The organism is Vibrio sp. SCSIO 43097 (genome assembly GCF_023650755.1).
GTDB classification, from domain to species: Bacteria; Pseudomonadota; Gammaproteobacteria; order Enterobacterales; family Vibrionaceae; genus Vibrio; species Vibrio alginolyticus.
In genome coordinates this window covers 30,610-50,102 of record NZ_CP071840.1, presented here as the reverse complement: position 1 = coordinate 50,102, position 19,493 = coordinate 30,610, and the positions used below count along the sequence as shown (strand labels likewise).

At 46.9% G+C, this 19,493-nt stretch carries 22 protein-coding genes; 12 read left to right on the top strand and 10 right to left on the bottom strand.

All coding sequences use genetic code 11. The features are described 5' to 3' along the window. Window positions 1–305: 305 nt before the first annotated feature. The gene (locus J4N40_RS00260; protein ID WP_033906568.1) at window positions 306–854 is read left to right on the top strand and encodes a gamma carbonic anhydrase family protein; all 549 of its coding nucleotides are present in this window, start codon (window positions 306–308) and stop codon (window positions 852–854) included. Window positions 855–861: 7 nt separating this feature from the next. On the opposite strand, the gene J4N40_RS00255 is transcribed toward J4N40_RS00260, so the two are convergent. The 4 genes from J4N40_RS00255 to tsaC form a co-directional block, all read right to left on the bottom strand. Further along, a complete protein-coding gene (locus J4N40_RS00255; protein WP_005379090.1) occupies window positions 862–1,125 on the bottom strand; it encodes a DUF1488 family protein in 264 nt (87 codons plus the stop codon). Between the two features lie 3 nt (window positions 1,126–1,128). Further along, window positions 1,129–1,962, bottom strand: coding sequence for a shikimate dehydrogenase (gene aroE, locus J4N40_RS00250; RefSeq protein WP_033906569.1), 834 nt, complete (start codon window positions 1,960–1,962; stop codon window positions 1,129–1,131). Window positions 1,963–2,063: 101 nt separating this feature from the next. Continuing rightward, on the bottom strand, window positions 2,064–2,981 hold the full coding sequence (gene hemF / locus J4N40_RS00245) for an oxygen-dependent coproporphyrinogen oxidase (RefSeq protein ID WP_047104448.1): 918 nt from the start codon (window positions 2,979–2,981) through the stop codon (window positions 2,064–2,066). Window positions 2,982–3,028: 47 nt separating this feature from the next. Next, the gene (gene tsaC / locus J4N40_RS00240) at window positions 3,029–3,586 is read right to left on the bottom strand and encodes an L-threonylcarbamoyladenylate synthase type 1 TsaC (protein ID WP_005379084.1); all 558 of its coding nucleotides are present in this window, start codon (window positions 3,584–3,586) and stop codon (window positions 3,029–3,031) included. A gap of 199 nt (window positions 3,587–3,785) precedes the next feature. On the opposite strand from tsaC, the gene purE reads away from it, so the two are divergent. Further along, complete coding sequence (gene purE / locus J4N40_RS00235) at window positions 3,786–4,271, top strand: 5-(carboxyamino)imidazole ribonucleotide mutase (RefSeq protein ID WP_005379082.1); 486 nt, start codon at window positions 3,786–3,788, stop codon at window positions 4,269–4,271. A 4-nt stretch (window positions 4,272–4,275) separates the two neighbouring features. Then, window positions 4,276–5,409: a 5-(carboxyamino)imidazole ribonucleotide synthase gene (locus J4N40_RS00230; RefSeq protein ID WP_047104450.1), complete on the top strand. Its 1,134-nt coding sequence runs from the start codon at window positions 4,276–4,278 to the stop codon at window positions 5,407–5,409. Window positions 5,410–5,474: 65 nt separating this feature from the next. Here J4N40_RS00230 and J4N40_RS00225 read toward each other — a convergent pair whose 3' ends face one another. The 4 genes from J4N40_RS00225 to J4N40_RS00210 form a co-directional block, all read right to left on the bottom strand. Further along, a complete protein-coding gene (locus J4N40_RS00225) occupies window positions 5,475–6,044 on the bottom strand; it encodes a DNA topoisomerase family protein (RefSeq protein WP_047102572.1) in 570 nt (189 codons plus the stop codon). 78 nt (window positions 6,045–6,122) lie between these two features. Next, on the bottom strand, window positions 6,123–6,602 hold the full coding sequence (locus J4N40_RS00220; RefSeq protein ID WP_005379074.1) for a DUF494 family protein: 480 nt from the start codon (window positions 6,600–6,602) through the stop codon (window positions 6,123–6,125). 2 nt (window positions 6,603–6,604) lie between these two features. Further along, window positions 6,605–7,714 (bottom strand): DNA-processing protein DprA, encoded by a 1,110-nt coding sequence (gene dprA / locus J4N40_RS00215; protein ID WP_047102571.1) that lies wholly within the window; start codon window positions 7,712–7,714, stop codon window positions 6,605–6,607. Beyond that, on the bottom strand, window positions 7,698–8,792 hold the full coding sequence (locus tag J4N40_RS00210; RefSeq protein ID WP_047102570.1) for a LysM peptidoglycan-binding domain-containing protein: 1,095 nt from the start codon (window positions 8,790–8,792) through the stop codon (window positions 7,698–7,700). The genes dprA and J4N40_RS00210 overlap by 17 nt, the downstream gene beginning before the upstream one ends. A gap of 138 nt (window positions 8,793–8,930) precedes the next feature. Between J4N40_RS00210 and def the strand changes: the two genes are divergently transcribed. The 6 genes from def (at window position 8,931) to J4N40_RS00180 (ending at window position 15,301) form a co-directional block, all read left to right on the top strand. Beyond that, window positions 8,931–9,449, top strand: coding sequence for a peptide deformylase (gene def / locus J4N40_RS00205; protein ID WP_005379068.1), 519 nt, complete (start codon window positions 8,931–8,933; stop codon window positions 9,447–9,449). 33 nt (window positions 9,450–9,482) lie between these two features. Next, entirely contained in the window at window positions 9,483–10,430 is a 948-nt protein-coding gene (gene fmt, locus J4N40_RS00200; protein ID WP_005379066.1) for a methionyl-tRNA formyltransferase, read from the top strand. A gap of 80 nt (window positions 10,431–10,510) precedes the next feature. Continuing rightward, a complete protein-coding gene (gene rsmB, locus J4N40_RS00195) occupies window positions 10,511–11,794 on the top strand; it encodes a 16S rRNA (cytosine(967)-C(5))-methyltransferase RsmB (protein ID WP_047102569.1) in 1,284 nt (427 codons plus the stop codon). Between the two features lie 64 nt (window positions 11,795–11,858). Further along, window positions 11,859–13,235: a Trk system potassium transporter TrkA gene (gene trkA, locus J4N40_RS00190; protein WP_005379062.1), complete on the top strand. Its 1,377-nt coding sequence runs from the start codon at window positions 11,859–11,861 to the stop codon at window positions 13,233–13,235. Window positions 13,236–13,244: 9 nt separating this feature from the next. Next, on the top strand, window positions 13,245–14,690 hold the full coding sequence (locus J4N40_RS00185; RefSeq protein WP_017821575.1) for a TrkH family potassium uptake protein: 1,446 nt from the start codon (window positions 13,245–13,247) through the stop codon (window positions 14,688–14,690). A gap of 26 nt (window positions 14,691–14,716) precedes the next feature. After that, window positions 14,717–15,301, top strand: coding sequence for a DUF3157 family protein (locus tag J4N40_RS00180; protein WP_017821574.1), 585 nt, complete (start codon window positions 14,717–14,719; stop codon window positions 15,299–15,301). Between the two features lie 33 nt (window positions 15,302–15,334). Here the strand turns inward: J4N40_RS00180 and trhA are convergent, their stop codons facing one another. Continuing rightward, entirely contained in the window at window positions 15,335–15,988 is a 654-nt protein-coding gene (trhA, locus tag J4N40_RS00175) for a PAQR family membrane homeostasis protein TrhA (RefSeq protein WP_005379047.1), read from the bottom strand. A 70-nt stretch (window positions 15,989–16,058) separates the two neighbouring features. Continuing rightward, complete coding sequence (locus J4N40_RS00170; RefSeq protein WP_017635607.1) at window positions 16,059–16,865, bottom strand: sporulation protein; 807 nt, start codon at window positions 16,863–16,865, stop codon at window positions 16,059–16,061. 296 nt (window positions 16,866–17,161) lie between these two features. On the opposite strand from J4N40_RS00170, the gene J4N40_RS00165 reads away from it, so the two are divergent. The 3 genes from J4N40_RS00165 (at window position 17,162) to ccoG (ending at window position 19,492) form a co-directional block, all read left to right on the top strand. Further along, window positions 17,162–17,329, top strand: a complete 168-nt coding sequence (locus J4N40_RS00165) for a hypothetical protein (RefSeq protein WP_005379043.1) — start codon at window positions 17,162–17,164, stop codon at window positions 17,327–17,329. Window positions 17,330–17,495: 166 nt separating this feature from the next. Next, window positions 17,496–17,762 (top strand): YihD family protein, encoded by a 267-nt coding sequence (locus J4N40_RS00160; RefSeq protein ID WP_017821571.1) that lies wholly within the window; start codon window positions 17,496–17,498, stop codon window positions 17,760–17,762. Between the two features lie 308 nt (window positions 17,763–18,070). Beyond that, complete coding sequence (gene ccoG / locus J4N40_RS00155; RefSeq protein ID WP_005379038.1) at window positions 18,071–19,492, top strand: cytochrome c oxidase accessory protein CcoG; 1,422 nt, start codon at window positions 18,071–18,073, stop codon at window positions 19,490–19,492. Window position 19,493: the final 1 nt, after the last annotated feature.

The window sequence follows — 19,493 nt, the reverse complement described above, 5'->3', positions numbered from 1 at the left end:
TCAAAACAGGACGGCCATTTTAGCGAGTTAAAGTTTAGTGTCAATCACTTTTTTCAAACTTTCTTCAAGCGTTTCTGCTTGGCTAATTTGGCTTGCTAACTTGGCTTCTTACTTTCGAAACTTAAGCTTCGAAGCGTTGCCGTGTCAGCGAGGTGGCATTATAGAGATTGCGATCACATTGGCAAGCCCTTTTTCTCGTTTTTTTTGATTTTTTTATCGTTTGGGTGTTTTTTATTCTAAAAGGCGAGTTTTCACTACTATTCTACCTCCATACACCCTGTAATCGCCCTGAATAAGGAAAAAAGATGAGCTCAATGAGAAGCTACAAAGGTATAAAGCCTGAACTTGGTGAGCGTGTTTACGTTGACCCAACCTCTGTTTTAGTCGGTGATATCCGAATTGGCGATGATTCTAGCATTTGGCCATTGGTAGCAGCGCGAGGCGATGTAAACCACATTCACATTGGTGATCGAACGAATATTCAAGATGGCAGTGTTTTGCATGTCACCCATAAGAACGCTGAAAACCCAAACGGCTACCCATTGATTATTGGTAATGACGTTACGATTGGCCACAAAGTGATGCTGCACGGTTGTCAGATCCACGATCGTGTTTTGGTTGGTATGGGAGCTATTGTTTTAGATGCTGTTGTAATTGAGTCAGAGGTGATGATCGGAGCAGGCAGTTTAGTGCCACCTGGGAAAGTATTAGAAAGTGGCTACTTATATGTTGGAAGCCCAGTAAAACAAGCTCGCCCTCTATCAGAAAAAGAACGAGCTTTCTTGCAAAAGTCTGCCAACAACTATGTGCAAAACAAAAACGACTACTTAAATGAAGTAAAAGACTTGAACTAAAGCCCTGTTAACCGATGATGATATGGCCTTCTTCGTTGAAGGCTTCATCTTCTATTAGCTCTTCAGCCATTTCTTCTAGGTCGAATCGGTAATCAGTAAACACTTTAATTGCCGCTTGCTCAGTTTCAATCAGTGAACCACTGAGCTTTTCTAACTTTTGTTTCGTCACAAAGCACTCTATTAGTGCGCCTGATTGTTGCGCCGAAAAGTTTACCGATTGTGATACTTCATCCCATGATTGAATATCTGGGAATAAGATGGATTGATTCATCGCTTATTGACCTTCAAGGTTCTTTCTTAGTTCTCTGAGAATTTGTTTGGCACCAGGACGTAAGCCACGCCAGAGCATAAAGCTTTCCGCAGCCTGCCCAACTAACATTCCAAGACCATCATACGCATGAGCGGCGCCATTATCTTTTGCCCATAAGTTAAAGCTCGTCACCCCTTTGCCATAAATCATGTCATAGCTTGTACTGTTAGCGGCAAAGATGGAGGATGAAATAGTCGGCAGTTCACCACTAAGAGAAGCGGATGTGGAGTTAATGATGACATCATACTCTTCATCAATACTTGCCATCTCTTTGGCGAGGATAGGACCGTGAGAGACAAACAGCTCTGCGAGCTCTTGTGCTTTACTAAAGGTACGGTTGGTAATGGTTAAAGAGGTCGGCTTTTGATCGAGTAGTGGCTTAATAACACCACGAGCTGCACCACCAGCACCAATAATTAGGATTCGCGCACCTTCCAATACAACCTGATGCTGAAGCAAATCTTGCACTAAACCTGCACCATCAGTGTTGTCACCGATGATTTCACCATCGTCTAACTTCTTGAGGGTATTTACCGCGCCTGCTAACTGAGCCCGTTCTGTCAATCGACTAGCAAATTGATAAGCATCTTCTTTAAATGGCATAGTGATGTTGCACCCCTTGCCACCTTCAGCAAAAAACACCTTCGCCGCGTCAATAAAACCATCAACAGGTGCACTTTCTGCGGTATACACCAAAGATTGATTAGTTTGACGAGCAAACAAAGTGTGAATGAATGGCGACTTACTGTGTCCGATAGGATTACCAAACACGGCATAGCGATCGATTTGCTGGGTCATTTCCTTACCTTTGTTCCTTACTTAGATATAGAGAAAACAGGGCCACCTGATTACAGATGACCCTATCACTATCTATCTATATAGAAAAGGAGATTCCGTGCTTACCACTCTCGTGGCGTTAGGTATCGCTCGTAAAGTTCAGCTTCTGGCGATCCCGCTTCTGGCTCGTAGCAGTACTCCCAGCGAGCGAGCGGCGGCATTGACATCAGAATCGACTCAGTACGCCCACCACTTTGTAAACCAAATAAGGTGCCACGGTCATACACTAAGTTGAACTCTACGTAACGGCCGCGACGATATAGTTGGAATTCACGCTCACGCTCACCATACTCGATCTCTTTACGACGAGAAACGATCGGCAAATAAGCCTGGCAATAGCCTTCACCGACTGCTTTGATGTAAGCAAAACACTTATCAAATTCCCACTGGTTTAGATCATCAAAGAACAAACCGCCAACACCGCGAGTTTCATTACGATGTGGTAGGAAGAAGTATTTGTCACACCATGCTTTATGCTCTTGGTAAACATCGTCACCAAATGGTGCACAAAGCTGTTTTGCAGTGTCGTGCCATGATTGGCAATCTTCTTCAAATGGGTAGAACGGTGTTAGGTCAAAACCACCACCAAACCACCAAATTGGGTCTTCGCCATCTTTTTCTGCAATAAAGAAGCGGACATTGGCGTGTGAAGTCGGTACGTAAGGGTTTTTAGGGTGAATAACCAAAGAAACACCCATCGCTTCAAAACGACGACCCGCTAGCTCTGGGCGATGCGCTGTCGCAGATGCTGGCATTTCTTTCCCTTCCACATGCGAGAAATTCACGCCTCCCTGCTCGAAAACAAGGCCATCACGCAAAACACGTGAGCGACCACCGCCACCCAGACGCTCTCCTTTTTCACGTTGCCATGCATCTTCGACAAAGACGGCCTTTCCATCTTCTTGTTCTAACTGCTGACAAATGGAATCCTGAAGTGACATCAAGAACTGCTTTACGGCGTGCTTATCGATCGCTGACATACGTTATTACCTATTACGTGAAACCTAATGATGGCTGGCTAGCAGGGTTAACCCTGTCTTAATATTTGTGAAGTTTTGGCGTCACGAATCTCGCTGGGTTTATCACGACCGCTGGTCTCGCCACGAAGAATGGCGACCAGCTTATCACCCAACTGCTCTTCGACTTCTTCCGTGGTCATACACGGTGGTAAGCCGGAAAGATTCGCGCTGGTAGAGGTTAACGGCTTTCCGAATGCATTACACATTTTTTGCACCAAAGGATGATCAGTCACACGAACCGCAATTGAATCAAACTGCCCTGAAACCCAGTTGGATACTTTATCGCTCGCTGGCATGATCCAAGTGTATGGGCCTGGCCAAGTGGCATGAACAGTCTGTAATTGTTCTTCAGTCAACTGAGATTCATCAATATAAGGCAAGAGCTGATCATAACTTGCCGCGATGAGAATCAGCCCTTTTTCTACCGGACGCTGCTTGAGCTCTAATAGCTTTTGAATTGCTTCTGGGTTATCTGGATCACATCCGACACCAAAAACCCCTTCTGTTGGATAGGCAATCACTTCGCCTTGCTTGAGTGCGTTGAGCACTTGTTCAAAGTTATCCACCGATTACTTCCTATTTGTTTGACTGTGTTGTTTTCACTAAGTGTACAAATATTCATTCTCAGACACTAAAGCAATTTTTTTATAAAATGTATCAATAGCGCCAACAACAAGACGCAAACGTTTGCTTGAGATAAAAATCCCCGTATAATGCGCACAAATTTATAGCTCACCTAATTTTTGCAGCTTAAAGGAGTTTGAGATGAAAGTCGGTATCATCATGGGTTCTAAATCCGATTGGCCAACCATGAAACTAGCAGCGGACATGCTAGACCAATTTGGCGTGCCTTACGAAACAAAAGTCGTGTCAGCACACCGAACTCCTCAATTACTGGCTGACTACGCCAGTGGCGCAAAAGAACGCGGCATCAAAGTTATCATCGCAGGCGCAGGTGGTGCAGCCCACCTACCAGGTATGGCGGCGGCGTTTACTAGTTTGCCAGTGCTTGGGGTTCCCGTTCAGTCTCGTGCACTGAAAGGTATGGATTCACTGCTTTCTATTGTACAGATGCCAAAGGGAATTGCGGTTGGTACATTGGCGATTGGCGAAGCGGGCGCAGCAAACGCCGGTATCCTAGCAGCGCAAATCCTAGGCACTCATGATGAAAACATCATGGCGAAGGTAGAAGCATTCCGTAATGAGCAAACGGAAACAGTTCTCGCAAATCCAAACCCTGCAGAGGATTAATCAGATGCATGTACTGGTTCTTGGTGCGGGTCAGTTGGCTCGTATGATGTCTCTGGCTGGTGCGCCACTGAATATTCAAATTTCAGCTTACGATGTCAGCAGCGGTGATGTCGTTCACCCTTTAACTCAACAGGTACTTGGCCATGGTTTGGAAAATGCGATTACGCAAGTTGATGTGATTACTGCCGAGTTCGAGCATATTCCACATGACGTGCTCAAGGTTTGCGAAGCGAGCGGCAAGTTCCTACCAAGTACGCAAGCCATCAAAGCAGGTGGTGATCGCCGTATTGAAAAGGCACTGCTTGATGATGCTGGCGTGCGCAACGCGAAATACTACGTCATTGAAACTCGTGAAGACTTTGAGCGCGCAATTGAACACGTTGGTATGCCAATGGTTCTGAAAAGTGCATTAGGTGGTTACGATGGTAAAGGCCAATGGCGCTTAAAAGAAGCTTCTCAAGTCGACGACATTTGGACTGAGATGGCAGAGTGCATCGCGGCAACACCAACTCAAGCGATTGTTGCTGAAGAGTTTGTTCCTTTTAACCGCGAAGTATCACTGGTTGGTGCTCGAAGCAAAGATGGCAGTGTGGAAGTGTACCCTCTGGCAGAGAATGTTCACACCAACGGTGTATTGAGTCTTTCTACTGCGATTGATGCGCCAGGGTTACAGGAACAAGCAAAGCAAATGTTCACGGCAGTCGCAGATAGCCTAGATTACGTTGGCGTATTGGCGCTTGAGTTCTTTGATGTCGATGGGGCACTTTTAGTGAATGAGATTGCTCCACGCGTGCACAACTCTGGTCACTGGACACAGCAAGGTGCAGAAACGTGTCAGTTTGAAAACCATCTGCGCGCAGTGTGCGGCTTACCATTAGGCAGTACGAAATTGGTTCGTGAAACCTCAATGATCAATATTCTTGGTGAAGACACACTACCAGAAGCATTGTTATCAATGGATGGTTGCCACATTCATTGGTATGGCAAGGAGAAACGTGCAGGTCGCAAGATGGGACACATCAACGTGTGTGGCGACTACCCAGGAGAATTGCACCGTAGGTTGTGCGCTCTGGCAGACATCTTAGACCCAATAGCTTTCCCAGCCGTGCAAGCGTTCGCTAAACAGCCTCAACACTAACGTTTGGCAGCAAAAAAATAAAAAAAGGTCGCACGATGCGACCCTTTTTAATTCCTTTGATGTATTTACCCTTGTTGGGTGTGCTGGCACTTACGGTTGGCACATTGCAATTTCACACCACTGGCGAGTTTCTTCTCCACCAACAAAGTAAAACCACATTCTTCGCATCGCCCCTTGACCGGAGCAAGGTTCACAGCAAATTTGCATTTAGGGTAGTTATCACACGCGTAGAATGTTTTGCCAAATCGGGTTTTACGCCCAACCAAATGTCCTTTGCCACATTCAGGGCAAGCGTGTTGCTCTTGTGACTGCGCCTCTGGCTCTGGTTGATTAATCGACTCAATATGATGACAAGCCGGGTAGTTACTACAACCGACGAACATACCGTAGCGCCCTTGGCGGAGAACCAACTCATTGCCACACTCAGGACAAGGCACACCCAACTCTTTCACGATGTGACCATCATTGCTGTGTAGCGGTTTAATGTAATCACAGCTTGGGTAATGGTTACAGCCGAGGAATGGGCCATGTTTTCCGTGCTTGAGAGTCAGCTCACCACCACATTTTGGACACGGCTCGTGCTCCAAAGCGTGTTCATGGGCAGAGAAAAGGGTGTTGTCGATTTTACTACTCATACTTACCGTTTCGTGAAAAACACACAAAAAAAGACAAGCTCGCGTTTATTCTAGTTAAACTCGAACTTGCCCAGATGGTTAGTGAAGAATCCCTTGTTCCTTGGTGTACAACAGCTCTTCCATTAGCGTGTAAGCGTTTTCGTTGCCAGGCACATTAAACAGCACCATCAGAATGATCCATTTGAGATCTTCAAGCTCAAACTCACTCGTTTCTAATCCCATCACTCGGTCAATCACCATTTCGCGAGTTTCTGTGGTTAACACATTGATTTGCTCGAGAAACAATAGAAAACCTCGGCATTCCAAATCTAAACGCTGCATCTCTTTCGCTGTGTAGATACGAGTTGATGACGAAGCCATGCAAGTCGAGATTGCAGAAGAGGTGTCACTTTGCTGCAATGCGGCAAGCTCTTCTAACCAGACAAGGGCTTTGTAGATATCTTTTTGTTGGAAGCCTGCACGAAGCAACTCTTCTTCCAACTCGTCTTGTTCGACCTGTAACTCTGCATCGCTATGGATGTAGGTTTCGAATAGATACATCAGTATATCCATCATCATAGCTAGCCCCTCCCCTTTCGAATATAGCCACCTGAAACCGCAACGACATGCCCAGAGAGTTCTAACTCTAAGAGCTGCATCATGACTTCTTGGACAGGTATATTGGTCCTGTTTGCAAGAATATCAACCGGTGTAGCTTCACTTCCTACGTTAGCTAACAGCTGAGGAAATGGCAATTCTTCTTCATCATTTAACGTAGAAAATAAATCGGTACTCTGATTAATAGACCAATCAAGCAAGGACTGTATTTCATCTAAGACATCTTTCGTCTTTTCTACGAGGCAAGCGCCATGACGTATCAACTGGTTTCCACCGCAGGCATTGGGGGCATTGATTGACGCTGGCAGCGCAAATACTTCTCGACCTTGCTCAAGCGCGTAACGAGCTGTAATTAACGAGCCGCTCTTTTTCGCCGCCTCGACGACCAGTACACCAAGCGATAATCCACTAATAATACGATTACGACGCGGGAAGTTTTCTGGACGCGGCTTGGCATTAGGCCGAAACTCAGACACCAAGGCCCCATGTTCAATAACACGTTGCGCTAAACCACGATGACGTGCCGGATAAATATTTTCTAAGCCAGATCCTAGCACCGCAATCGTCTTACCACCCGCTTGCAACGCACCATCATGCGCATGACCATCAATGCCTAAAGCGAGACCACTGGTGACAATAAAATCGTGCTGAACAAACTCTGCAGCAAACTGACGTGCATGCTGTAATCCATCAATACTCGCATTTCGACTGCCAACCATCGCGATTTGTGGCTGAGAGAGACAAGTAGGGTTTCCTTGAACAAAAAGTAGAGGTGGCGGTGCAACGATTTGTTTGAGTTGAGGTGGATAACGCGGGTCAGTCAGTGTCAGGATATGATGATTTGTAGAAGCCTCAAGCCAGCTTAAACAAGCATCGACTTCTTTATCTGTTGAAGCCCAAGCTTGAATTTGCTTAGTTGTTAACCCAAGTTGTTGTAGCTGTTCAGGAGAGAAGTTTACGATGTTACGTGGCGCGTCTCTTGCCAGTAGCTTATTCATTTTGACGCCGCCAATGCCTGGTAAACAACTCAGTTTTAACCAGGCAGCGAGATCATCGTTATTTCGTCGATTCATCGATGATTAATTCGTCCGCCAACGGTGACACCACCGAAATATCTTGGTTAATGGGTTTCGTACTGTTAGTGATCAGTGCCAAGCTAAAGTACTCATAAGGACGAATGACCAGCAACTCACCAACTTTGCTTTGAGGCAAAGTGATTTTCTTATCAAGCACGCCAAACTCTTTCTTGAACTCATCGCCGTCTTTGTAAACTGGGTGCGCGTCTTCTTTTAAATCAAACACACTGCCTTGCTTGAGATTATCTGACGTGCCTTTATCAATCACCACGACTTGGTTAGTTGAACTAAAGCGAATACCTTCGATATTACCTAGCAACTTTGCAGAACTGCCTTGTGGCGACGGCAGCGGATAGAACGTAGTCGTGAAGTCAGTATTCTCAACCGATTGATTTGGCAACGCGATATCGTTACGTAGGATTTCTTGCATTTGCGATGTAAGCTTCAAACCTGAATAATCACTCGAAGCTTCAACGAGATCGCCTTTGGCAATCAAACGCAGCGCGGTAATCTCTTCCGACACATCGTCACGCGAAAAGGTAGCTACTGGTCGGTAAATAGCCCAACCTGTCGCGGTCTGATTGCCATTGATATACAGCACATCTTCTGCAGTCAGATACTTACTGCCCTTGCTGCTACCCATCACTTTTGCTGCTCTGTTCAACGAATCTTTATCTAGCAACCGATCCGATTTAAGGTAAGGCATCACCAAACCTTCCGCGACCGTTGGTACGGCTTTCTTTTCTGTGATGCGAGCTTTCGGGCTCAGCTTCTTAACTGGTTTTAGGCTCAACACGGGCTGACCGTTAATCCACACCAAAGACAGCTTGTCTCCGGGATAAATTAAATGAGGGTTATCGATTTCCGGGTTTACTTGCCATAAACGAGGCCACAACCACGGGCTATCTAAGTACATGGCCGAAATATCCCATAGCGTATCGCCCTTCACGACTACATACGTTTGTGGCGCATCATCTTTAACAGTCAGTGGGTTCGCATCCACATTTGCTACAGCGTTGAAAGAGAAAAGTAACGGCAACGTAACACTGGCAACGTTGCGGAAAATTCGATTCATGACCCTCGTCCTTGGTCTATTAAGCAGGAACCAGAATGGAAATTGGTGCAAGGATGCTGTCATTTAGGCTATAAAATGTCTAGAATTGAGCCAACAAGGTTTGTGCTGTTTCGGCACAGTTCAATATTTCGAGTGAATATGTCTGTATTACAAGTATTAACATTCCCGGATGATCGCCTGCGCACAGTCGCAAAGCCTGTTGAAGCGGTGACACCTGAGATTCAAAAAATCGTCGATGACATGATTGAAACCATGTACGACGAAGAAGGTATTGGCCTTGCTGCAACGCAGGTTGATATCCACAAACGTATCGTAGTGATTGATATTTCAGAAACTCGCGATGAGCCGATGGTGCTAATCAACCCTGAGATTCTGGAAAAGCGTGGCGAAGATGGCATCGAAGAAGGCTGTCTGTCGGTACCAGGTGCGCGCGCACTTGTGCCTCGCGCTGCAGAAGTTACCGTTAAAGCACTGGATCGTGATGGCAAAGAGTTCACCTTTGAAGCCGACGACCTGCTAGCGATTTGTGTTCAACACGAGCTTGATCACCTACAAGGTAAGCTATTCGTGGATTACCTATCACCACTGAAACGCAAACGCATTCAGGACAAGCTAGCGAAAATCAAACGCTTTAACGAGAAGCAGCAAAACGCTTAATCTCGAACCATACCAATTAGAAGGAAGTCTACCTTGAGTCAGTCTTTACGAATTGTCTTTGCAGGTACTCCGGATTTCGCCGCCCGTCACTTGGCGGCGTTGTTGTCTTCGGAGCATGAAGTCATCGCGGTTTACACAAACCCAGATCGTCCAGCGGGTCGTGGCAAAAAATTGGCTGCGCCACCGGTAAAACAACTGGCGCTAGAACACAATATCCCGGTTTACCAACCTGAAAGCTTTAAGTCCGACGAAGCGAAACAAGAACTTGCCGATCTGAACGCCGACCTCATGGTTGTCGTGGCGTACGGTATGCTGCTGCCACAAGCGGTTCTTGATACCCCTAAACTGGGTTGTATCAACGTACATGGTTCTATCCTACCTCGTTGGCGTGGTGCGGCTCCAATCCAACGCTCTATTTGGGCGGGCGATGCAGAAACTGGCGTGACCATCATGCAGATGGACATCGGTCTCGACACTGGTGATATGCTGAAGATTGCCACGCTGCCAATCGAAGCGACAGATACCAGCGCTTCAATGTACGAAAAATTGGCTGAGCTTGGTCCAGAAGCCCTGATTGACTGCCTAGTAGACATTGCTGCGGGTAAAGCAGTGCCAGTGAAGCAAGACGATGAGTTAGCGAACTATGCGAAAAAGCTCAGTAAAGAAGAAGCACGCATCAACTGGAACGACGATGCGGCGCACATTGAGCGCTGCGTTCGTGCATTTAACCCATGGCCAATGAGCCACTTTGAGGCGGCAGAAAACAGCATCAAAGTATGGCAAAGCCGTGTGGCAGAGCAAACCAGTGACAAGCCAGCCGGCACCATCGTACAAGCAGATAAAACCGGTATTTATGTTGCGACAGGCAACGGCGTACTGGTGCTAGAGCAACTGCAAGTTCCTGGCAAAAAAGCCATGTCAGTTCAGGATATTCTGAATTCGCGTGCGGCTTGGTTTGAAGTTGGCACTCTGCTGGTTTAAGCCATACTAGGGGTTATTACTCCCAACTATACGAACTTTTAGAGGGCAGAGATGCCCTCCTTTACTTTAAGGTACTCATCATGAATGTTCGCGCTGCGGCTGCTAACGTCCTGTATCTTGTCGTCGACAAGGGCCACTCACTTTCAAGCGCTCTTCCAGCGGCTCAACAAACGGTACGACCTCGTGACCATGCTCTGCTACAAGAGATCTGTTACGGTGCGCTACGTTACCTACCTCGCCTAGAAATGATCGCAAACCAATTGATGGATAAGCCGCTCAAAGGCAAACAACGTGTATTCCATCACCTAATTCTGGTTGGTATTTACCAACTGAGCTTCATGCGCATTCCTGCGCACGCAGCTGTCGGTGAAACGGTTGAAGGCACTAAAGAGCTGAAAGGTCCTCGTCTGCGTGGTTTGATTAACGCTGTATTGCGTAACTACCAGCGCAACCAAGAAGAACTCGACCAAATGGCCGTCAGCAACAACGCTGGCAAGTACGGTCACCCAAGCTGGTTACTAAAACTGCTGCAAGAGGCCTACCCACAGCAATGGGAAAGCATTGTTGAAGCAAACAACCAAAAAGCACCAATGTGGCTCCGTGTAAATCACCAACACCACACTCGAAATGAATACCTTGCGCTGCTCAAAAATGAAAACATTGATAGCACGCCACACACAGAAGCAATGGACGCCATAAAATTGGCCGCACCATGTGATGTGATGAAGCTGCCTGGTTTTGAGAAAGGTTGGGTTTCGGTACAAGATGCGGCGGCGCAGCTTTCGATCAACTACCTAAAACCACAAGACGGCGAACTGATTTTAGATTGCTGTGCTGCGCCAGGTGGCAAGACGGCGCATATTCTAGAGCGCACGTCGGGCAGTGATGTGGTTGCGATTGACTGCGACGACACACGCCTGAAACGTGTGCATGAAAACCTGAAGCGTCTCAACCTTCAGGCAAAAGTGGTTTGCGGTGATGCGCGTAATCCACAAGAATGGTGGCAAGGCGAGCAATTTGATCGCATTTTGCTGGATGCCCCATGTTCTGCGACTGGCGTGATTCGTCGTCACCCAGACATCAAATGGCTACGTCGTGCAGACGACATCGCCGCATTAGCAGAGCTACAGAGTGAAATTTTTGATGCCATGTGGACGCAACTGAAACCCGGCGGCACAATGGTTTACGCGACTTGTTCAATCACACCGCAAGAAAACGTGGAGCAAGTAAAAGCGTTTTTAGCACGTACCGCGGATGCGCAACTGCTGGATTCTGATCCCGACCAGCCTGGTCGTCAAATTCTACCAGGCGAAGAAGATATGGATGGTTTCTACTACGCAGTGCTAACTAAAACACACGCGTAACAGCATGCTAAATAGGGCGATTGGAGTGATTTCAATCGCCTTTTTCAGATAACGAGAAAAGAGTATGAAGATCATTATTCTTGGTGCAGGTCAGGTTGGCGGCACACTGGCAGAAAACCTAGTGGGTGAAAACAACGACATCACCATCGTCGATAACAATGCCGATCGACTGCGTGAATTGCAGGACAAATACGACCTGCGTGTGGTCAATGGCCATGCGAGCCACCCCGACGTGCTGCACGAAGCTGGTGCGCAAGACGCCGATATGCTCGTCGCAGTAACCAACACTGATGAAACCAACATGGCCGCCTGTCAGGTCGCGTTCACTCTATTCAACACCCCAAACCGCGTTGCACGTATTCGCTCTCCAGAATACTTGGCAGAAAAAGAAGCCCTGTTTAAATCTGGCGCCATTCCTGTCGATCACCTTATCGCCCCAGAAGAACTCGTTACGAGCTACATCGAACGTCTGATCCAATACCCGGGCGCGCTGCAAGTGGTGAGCTTTGCTGAACAGAAAGTCAGCCTAGTGGCGGTGAAAGCCTACTATGGTGGCCCGCTGGTGGGTAATGCGTTGTCTGCTTTGCGTGAGCACATGCCGCACATTGATACCCGTGTGGCAGCTATTTTCCGCCAGGGTCGCCCGATTCGCCCACAAGGCACCACGATTATTGAAGCCGACGATGAAGTGTTCTTCGTTGCAGCAAGTAATCATATTCGCTCAGTGATGAGTGAGCTTCAGCGCCTAGAAAAACCGTACCGCCGCATCATGATTGTTGGCGGGGGTAACATCGGCGCAAGCTTGGCAAAACGCCTAGAGCAAACTTACAGCGTGAAGCTGATTGAGCGTAACTACCAGCGTGCAGAAAAGCTCTCTGAGCAACTAGAAAACACCATCGTGTTCTGCGGTGATGCGGCAGACCAAGAGCTTCTCTCGGAAGAGAACATCGACCAAGTCGACGTCTTCATCGCGCTGACCAACGAAGATGAAACCAACATCATGTCTGCAATGTTGGCAAAACGCATGGGCGCTAAAAAAGTGATGGTGCTGATCCAACGTGGCGCTTATGTCGACCTGGTACAAGGCGGCGTAATTGATGTAGCAATCTCACCTCAGCAAGCCACTATTTCAGCCTTGCTAACGCACGTTCGTCGCGCTGATATCGTAAACGTATCCTCACTTCGCCGCGGCGCTGCGGAAGCGATTGAAGCCGTCGCTCACGGTGATGAAAGTACATCTAAAGTGGTTGGACGTGCGATTGGAGATATAAAGCTTCCACCTGGGACCACCATTGGTGCTATCGTTCGTGGCGAAGAAGTTCTTATTGCCCACGACCGTACGGTCATCGAGCAGGATGATCATGTGGTGATGTTCCTGGTCAACAAAAAATACGTATCAGACGTCGAAGCGCTATTCCAGCCGAGTCCATTCTTCCTCTAGGATTTTCCTATGGTCAACTTACGTCCCGTACTGTTTGTTATCGGGCTAGTTTTATCCAAACTGGCCCTGTTTATGTACGTGCCGACTTTGGTCGCTTTCTTTACCGGTACGGGGGGATTCCTCGATTTCGCCCAAGCCGTTGTGATCACGCACCTTGCCGCCTTCATCTGCCTAACGATAGGTCGAACCGCCAAGTTCAAACTCAGCGTACGCGATATGTTCCTCATCACCAGTTTGGTTTGGACCATCGCGAGTGCGTTTGCCGCCTTGCCATTTGTGTTTATCAACCACATCAGCTTCACCGACGCCTACTTCGAAACGATGTCGGGTATCACCACGACGGGCTCAACGGTGCTCAGTGGCCTAGACAACATGGCGCCGAGCATATTGCTGTGGCGCTCTATTTTACAATGGCTTGGTGGCATTGGTTTTATCGTGATGGCGGTAGCAGTGTTACCTATGCTGAATGTCGGTGGTATGAAGCTATTCCAAACCGAATCATCAGATTGGTCGGATAAAAGTAGTCCAAGAGCGAAAACGGTCGCCAAAAACATCGTAGCGGTTTATTTGATGCTAACGGGCCTATGTATTTTGGGCTACTTGATCACCGGCATGAACCTGTTCGAAGCAATCAACCATGCCTTTACTACGCTATCGACGGGTGGATACTCTACATCTGATGGGTCAATGAACCACTTCTCTAATGGCGCACATTGGGTGGCCACTACCTTTATGTTCTTAGGTGGTTTGCCGTTTTTGCTCTTTATCGCCGCATTACGTAAACGCCGTATTGATGTGTTGGTTAACGACGCTCAAGTTAGAGGATTTGCGTACCTGTTCGTATTCTCAAGCTTAGTGATTTCAGCTTGGCTAGTGATTCGAGATGGGTACACCATTTTGGATGCCCTGCGAGTGTCGATGTTTAATATTGTCTCTGTCGTCACCACAACTGGCTTTGGCTTAGAAGACTTCACCGCATGGGGCGCATTACCCACCACTCTTTTCGCATTCTTAATGATGGCGGGAGCATGCTCAGGATCAACGTCTGGCGGGATCAAAATCTTCCGCTTCCAAATTGCGATGACGCTGCTAAACAAACAAATGATGAAGTTGATTCACCCTTCAGGGGTGTTTGTACAGCGTTATAACCAGCGACCGGTGAATGATGATATTGTTCGCTCAGTGGTGGCATTTGGCTTGATGTTTTTTATCACCATTATCTTTATCGCGGGTTGTTTAAGTGCACTTGGCCTCGACCCTGTGACCAGTATTTCTGGCTCAATCACCGCCGTTGCCAATGTTGGCCCTGGTATGGGCAGTGTGATTGGCCCGACAGGCAACTTCGCGCCTCTGCCCGATACTGCCAAATGGCTCTTAAGCTTTGGGATGTTAATGGGCCGCTTGGAAATTCTGACTATTCTTGTACTGTTCTTTCCTGCGTTTTGGCGCCGCTAAGCAGACTCTAATTAAAAGGTATAACAATGAAAACATGGATTACTCTGGCGACCCTACTTGCCGCCTCATCCACATACGCCGCCGAGGTCATCACTTTAGCCGATGGTCGAGAAGTGAAGTTGAACGATGACTTTACCTGGGAATACGTCATGAAAAAAACGGCGCAGCAAGCGACGGAGACACAAACAACAGCAAGCGTAGTTGAAACAATCGCAGCTCCTGCGATTGCGACAATCCCAGTGATAACGAAAACCGTTGGCACGACCGTGGTGGTAAACGCCAAAAAGCCAACCATGCAGCTATCAGATTCAGGTGTGGATGTATTGATTGGTTCAGCAAGCTATCAAAGCGGTGAGCTTGTTTTACCTACATCAATCACCAACCAAAGCTCTCAATCTGTCATTCAAGTGGAAGTTGAGGTGCAAGTGTTTGATATGTCTGGTCAGCAACTGGCAAAAGAAAACGTGACTGTTTGGCAATCCATCAAGCGCATGGCGGATACCTACCTGCGACCTCAGCAAGCGGAGCAAGGTAAGAGCATTAAATTGGCTGTACCGCAATCACAGCAATACCAGTTTTCTGCCAAAGTGCTAGAGGTAAAAACTCGCTAATACGTGTTTAATATTCTTTGTTGAGCCTATCGGCTAGATAGGCTCAACAAAGTAATAAATAGCAAAGAAATGGCACACGCAGCCAGCCAAAACAAAGCCGTGCCAAATCGCATGGTTAAAGGGAATGCGCTTCGCAACGTAGAAAATCACGCCCAGTGAATACACAATTCCACCAGCGGCAAGCAGTGTAAGTCCGCCGACATCCAAGTTGATCGCCAACTGATAAATCACAATCAACGATAACCATCCCATCACCAAATACGTCATCAAAGAAAGCTTTTTAAATCGATAGACGAACGCAACTTTCATGATGATGCCGATCAACGCAATGCTCCAAATAACGATCATCAACCCAAATGCTAGAGGTGTTCTTAAGCTGACTAACAAGAAAGGGGTATAGCTGCCTGCTATCAAAAGATAAATAGCACAGTGGTCGAAGGTTTTTAGCCAACGTTTCGCTTTGGGATGAGGGATCGCATGATAGAGCGTCGAGGCCAAAAATAGCACGATAATACTCGCACCATAAATCGCCATACTGGTAAGCGTTAAAGTGTCAGCTTGATGGTCTATGGCTTTAACTAACAGCAGTATCAAGCCAACAATACCAAAAATCATCCCTATACCGTGGGTGATGGTATTGGCCAGTTCTTCACGTTGACTGTATTGAGGTTTCTGCAGCTCGGACATCAATGCGCCTATACTAGAGTTTGAAATTTGCTCTAGTATGGCACATTAGGCTTACACGTGTAAGCTTAAATTAAGACTCATGAACGGCAGTAGTTTGATCGAGATAATTGAGTACCAGTTCGCCAACTTGATCTGGCTTAGTCGTGGCAGGAATGGTCAGCTCTCGCTTGAGTTTGCCACTACCCAGTAAGCTCGCGAGCATGCCACCTTGCCCCTTGCGTGTGCGGTCAACTTCAAACCATAACTTGAGTTCTTGCTCACTTCGGTGGGCAACAAATTCTAATTCGCGCCACACGCCGTGGTAAGGTCCGTCGGTTGGCACCAGTTCAAACTCTTGCACAAATGGTAGATCGAATCCTTTCACTTCCTCGCATTCCACCTGGCGAATTCGTAAACCTTGCGCTTCAAATGCAGATAGTACCGCATCCATCAGTGGATCAGGTCGAACGGTGAGGATGTCTTTATCAGTCGGATCCAAAGCAGCGGCAACGTCTAAGCCGGTTTCTAACCATACTTTGGCATCACCAATGGTGATAGGCGTGTTCCAAGGCACATCGAGCTTAACATCGAAGGTACGCTCTTCGCCGGAATGGATGGTAAATGCGTAAGGGAGACTCCACTTAGCAAGCACATGAGTTTGAGGTACTCGGCGCATGCTGTGTCCTTCTCGCGCACCACGGTCATCAGGGGCTTCTGCGATGTAGCGGCAACAGAGTTTTAAATCAATGTTGTCGATCGCTTGTTCAGTCGCACCACCATATACATGGATAGACACATCCACACTTTGACCTGGGTATAGCACGTCTTGGTTTAAGATTGAGTCGACGTTCGCGCTCCCAATCCCAAAACTGGCAAGTGTCTTCTTCAAAAATGACATAGGCACCTCCTTCATCGAGATCTCATACTACTACTGCTGATCGTGGGATCAAACAAAAATTGCCTCGAACATCGCGACAAAATGACAAAATCTAAACAATTCAATTGCTCAACTATCGACCAATTATTACAAGGATGCTAATCTTACACTTGATATGCATGCATATCGGTATTCCTGACTCATTAACTGGATTGGCGAGAGCCAGAAGAGTGATTCTTCAATCTTGTTGGAGCCTAGCTCATAATGATTCAGGCCATTACATCGGCAATGGATATGCCTGACAGTTAGGTAAATTAATGCGCCCAACAACAGTCAGGTTCGCACACACTAATACTAGTGCAATGCGCCGCCGCAGTGGCTTTACTACTGCACCAAAGGCAAAGCAAGTTGCGCCAGCAATGACATTGGTTGAGAAGACAGCAATGATGTCGAGTGTTCCGGCCAAAGTTATCAAAGCAGCTTAATCAAAAGCGCGGCGCCAGCTGCGCTTTTTTCTTTGCACGCAACTCATAAAACTTCAAAGACTTAGAACAAACCACGGTGAAAGAGATCGTTTTTCCTATTTGGTCTTAGCAAAGCAATTTGGTACCTTTACTGCTAATTACACCTATAAATTCTGTGGAGAAAGAAATGAAGTGTCATCGCATTGAAGAGCTGCTTGAGCTACTAGAGCCTGAATGGCATAAAGATCAGGAGCTGAACCTATTGCAGTTCATCGTTAAGCTGGCAAAAGAAGCAGGCTATGAAGGAAAGCTAGAAGATCTGACCGACGATGTACTGATCTACCACCTTAAAATGCGTAATAGCAGCAAAGATGAAATGATCCCTGGACTCAAAAAAGACCAAGAGGACGATTTTAAAACGGCGATCCTACGCGCTCGTGGCATCATCAAATAACCAGCTCAACAGCCAGTATTCTTTAAGCGACTCTCTCTGTGAGTCGCTTTTTTATAACCAAAGTTTTTAGTCCCACAATTGGTTATAACTGTTCAGCCAATTATCAGGTTAACTGTACTGATTTTTGTTGTTAAACATTGACTGCGTTAAAGAAAAGGAATTGTTATTGATTGTATAATCGCCGTTCATCAGTATTTACTAAAATAATTATGTCCGGTCATCTTTATGACGGAACGAGCAGCAATGTCATCGAGCGACATCAATAGAAATGACGCCGTACATTATAAAAGCCTAAGAAGGATGAGTGCATGAGTCAGGACAAGATCGATATCAAAGATGTGACTCCTAAAACCTATAATCCCAAAACCCACAAAGGAAACGGGGATCGGTTCAACCCAAGTAATCGCATCTATGTACGCGAAAGCAAAGGGACTTACCAGAAACTGCGTCGTTACGGTGGTTGGTTCTTACTACTTCTCTTCGCTTTGATACCGTGGATCCCTTACGGTGAACGTCAAGCGATCTTGCTTGATATTGGCAACCAGCAGTTCAACTTTTTCGGTACCACACTGTACCCACAAGATCTTACCCTACTCGCCTTGCTGTTTGTGATCGCGGCGTTTGGGTTGTTCTTTATTACCACCTTCTTAGGTCGAGTTTGGTGTGGCTATCTCTGCCCACAAACCGTCTGGACCTTCATGTATATCTGGTTTGAAGAGAAGCTCGAAGGTAGTGCCAATAAACGCCGTAAACAAGACTCCAATAAGCTGACGGCGAATTTAGCGATGCGTAAAGCCGTCAAACATATAGCTTGGTTTGCCATTGCACTCGCCACTGGTTTTACTTTTGTTGGCTACTTCGTACCAATGAAGCAATTGGTTATCGACTTTTTCACCTTTAACGCCAACTTCTGGCCCGTCTTTTGGGTAATGTTCTTTGCCATTTGTACTTATGGTAATGCTGGTTGGATGCGTTCCATCATGTGTATTCACATGTGTCCTTACGCGCGCTTCCAGTCTGCCATGTTTGATAAAGACACCTTCATCGTTGGCTACGATGCAAAACGTGGGGAAAAACGTGGCCCACGTCCGCGTAAAGCCGATCCAAAGCAGCTTGGTTTGGGTGATTGTATTGATTGTGATTTGTGTGTGCAGGTGTGCCCAACAGGTATCGATATTCGTGACGGCTTGCAGTATGAATGTATCAACTGTGGCGCCTGTATTGATGCGTGTGACAACACCATGGATCGCATGGGCTACGAGAAAGGCCTAATTAGTTACACCACCGAGCATCGCTTATCGGGTAAGAGTACCAAAGTCATGCGTCCGAAGCTGCTAGGCTATGGTGCCGTACTACTCGTCATGGTCGGTCTTTTCTTTGCCCAAATTGCAGCGGTAGACCCAGCCGGCATGAGTGTTATTCGCGACCGTAACCAACTGTTCCGCGTTAATAGCTCGGGCGAAGTAGAAAACACCTACACCCTCAAAGTGATCAACAAAACTCAGCAAGTGCAAGAGTACTCGTTGGATGTTGAAGGGCTATCCGATGTAAGCTGGTATGGTAAGCAGACAATTCAGGTCCAGCCAGGTGAGGTATTAAACCTGCCAATGAGTCTTGGTGCCGATCCTGACAAGCTAAACTCTGCGATTACGACAATTCAGTTTATACTCACCGATAAGAGCAACGAATTCACCATTGAAGTAGAAAGCCGTTTTATTAAAAAACTATAGT

Excerpts from the sequence above, each read along its gene's own strand:
- J4N40_RS00260 (WP_033906568.1), top strand. The coding sequence starts at position 306 with ATGAGCTCAATGAGAAGCTACAAAGGTATAAAGCCTGAACTTGGTGAG.
- J4N40_RS00255 (WP_005379090.1), bottom strand. The coding sequence starts at position 1,125 with ATGAATCAATCCATCTTATTCCCAGATATTCAATCATGGGATGAAGTA.
- aroE (WP_033906569.1), bottom strand. The coding sequence starts at position 1,962 with ATGACCCAGCAAATCGATCGCTATGCCGTGTTTGGTAATCCTATCGGA.
- hemF (WP_047104448.1), bottom strand. The coding sequence starts at position 2,981 with ATGTCAGCGATCGATAAGCACGCCGTAAAGCAGTTCTTGATGTCACTT.
- purE (WP_005379082.1), top strand. The coding sequence starts at position 3,786 with ATGAAAGTCGGTATCATCATGGGTTCTAAATCCGATTGGCCAACCATG.
- J4N40_RS00230 (WP_047104450.1), top strand. The coding sequence starts at position 4,276 with ATGCATGTACTGGTTCTTGGTGCGGGTCAGTTGGCTCGTATGATGTCT.
- J4N40_RS00225 (WP_047102572.1), bottom strand. The coding sequence starts at position 6,044 with ATGAGTAGTAAAATCGACAACACCCTTTTCTCTGCCCATGAACACGCT.
- J4N40_RS00220 (WP_005379074.1), bottom strand. The coding sequence starts at position 6,602 with ATGATGATGGATATACTGATGTATCTATTCGAAACCTACATCCATAGC.
- dprA (WP_047102571.1), bottom strand. The coding sequence starts at position 7,714 with ATGAATCGACGAAATAACGATGATCTCGCTGCCTGGTTAAAACTGAGT.
- J4N40_RS00210 (WP_047102570.1), bottom strand. The coding sequence starts at position 8,792 with ATGAATCGAATTTTCCGCAACGTTGCCAGTGTTACGTTGCCGTTACTT.
- def (WP_005379068.1), top strand. The coding sequence starts at position 8,931 with ATGTCTGTATTACAAGTATTAACATTCCCGGATGATCGCCTGCGCACA.
- rsmB (WP_047102569.1), top strand. The coding sequence starts at position 10,511 with ATGAATGTTCGCGCTGCGGCTGCTAACGTCCTGTATCTTGTCGTCGAC.
- trkA (WP_005379062.1), top strand. The coding sequence starts at position 11,859 with ATGAAGATCATTATTCTTGGTGCAGGTCAGGTTGGCGGCACACTGGCA.
- J4N40_RS00185 (WP_017821575.1), top strand. The coding sequence starts at position 13,245 with ATGGTCAACTTACGTCCCGTACTGTTTGTTATCGGGCTAGTTTTATCC.
- J4N40_RS00180 (WP_017821574.1), top strand. The coding sequence starts at position 14,717 with ATGAAAACATGGATTACTCTGGCGACCCTACTTGCCGCCTCATCCACA.
- trhA (WP_005379047.1), bottom strand. The coding sequence starts at position 15,988 with ATGTCCGAGCTGCAGAAACCTCAATACAGTCAACGTGAAGAACTGGCC.
- J4N40_RS00170 (WP_017635607.1), bottom strand. The coding sequence starts at position 16,865 with ATGTCATTTTTGAAGAAGACACTTGCCAGTTTTGGGATTGGGAGCGCG.
- J4N40_RS00165 (WP_005379043.1), top strand. The coding sequence starts at position 17,162 with ATGCGCCCAACAACAGTCAGGTTCGCACACACTAATACTAGTGCAATG.
- J4N40_RS00160 (WP_017821571.1), top strand. The coding sequence starts at position 17,496 with ATGAAGTGTCATCGCATTGAAGAGCTGCTTGAGCTACTAGAGCCTGAA.
- ccoG (WP_005379038.1), top strand. The coding sequence starts at position 18,071 with ATGAGTCAGGACAAGATCGATATCAAAGATGTGACTCCTAAAACCTAT.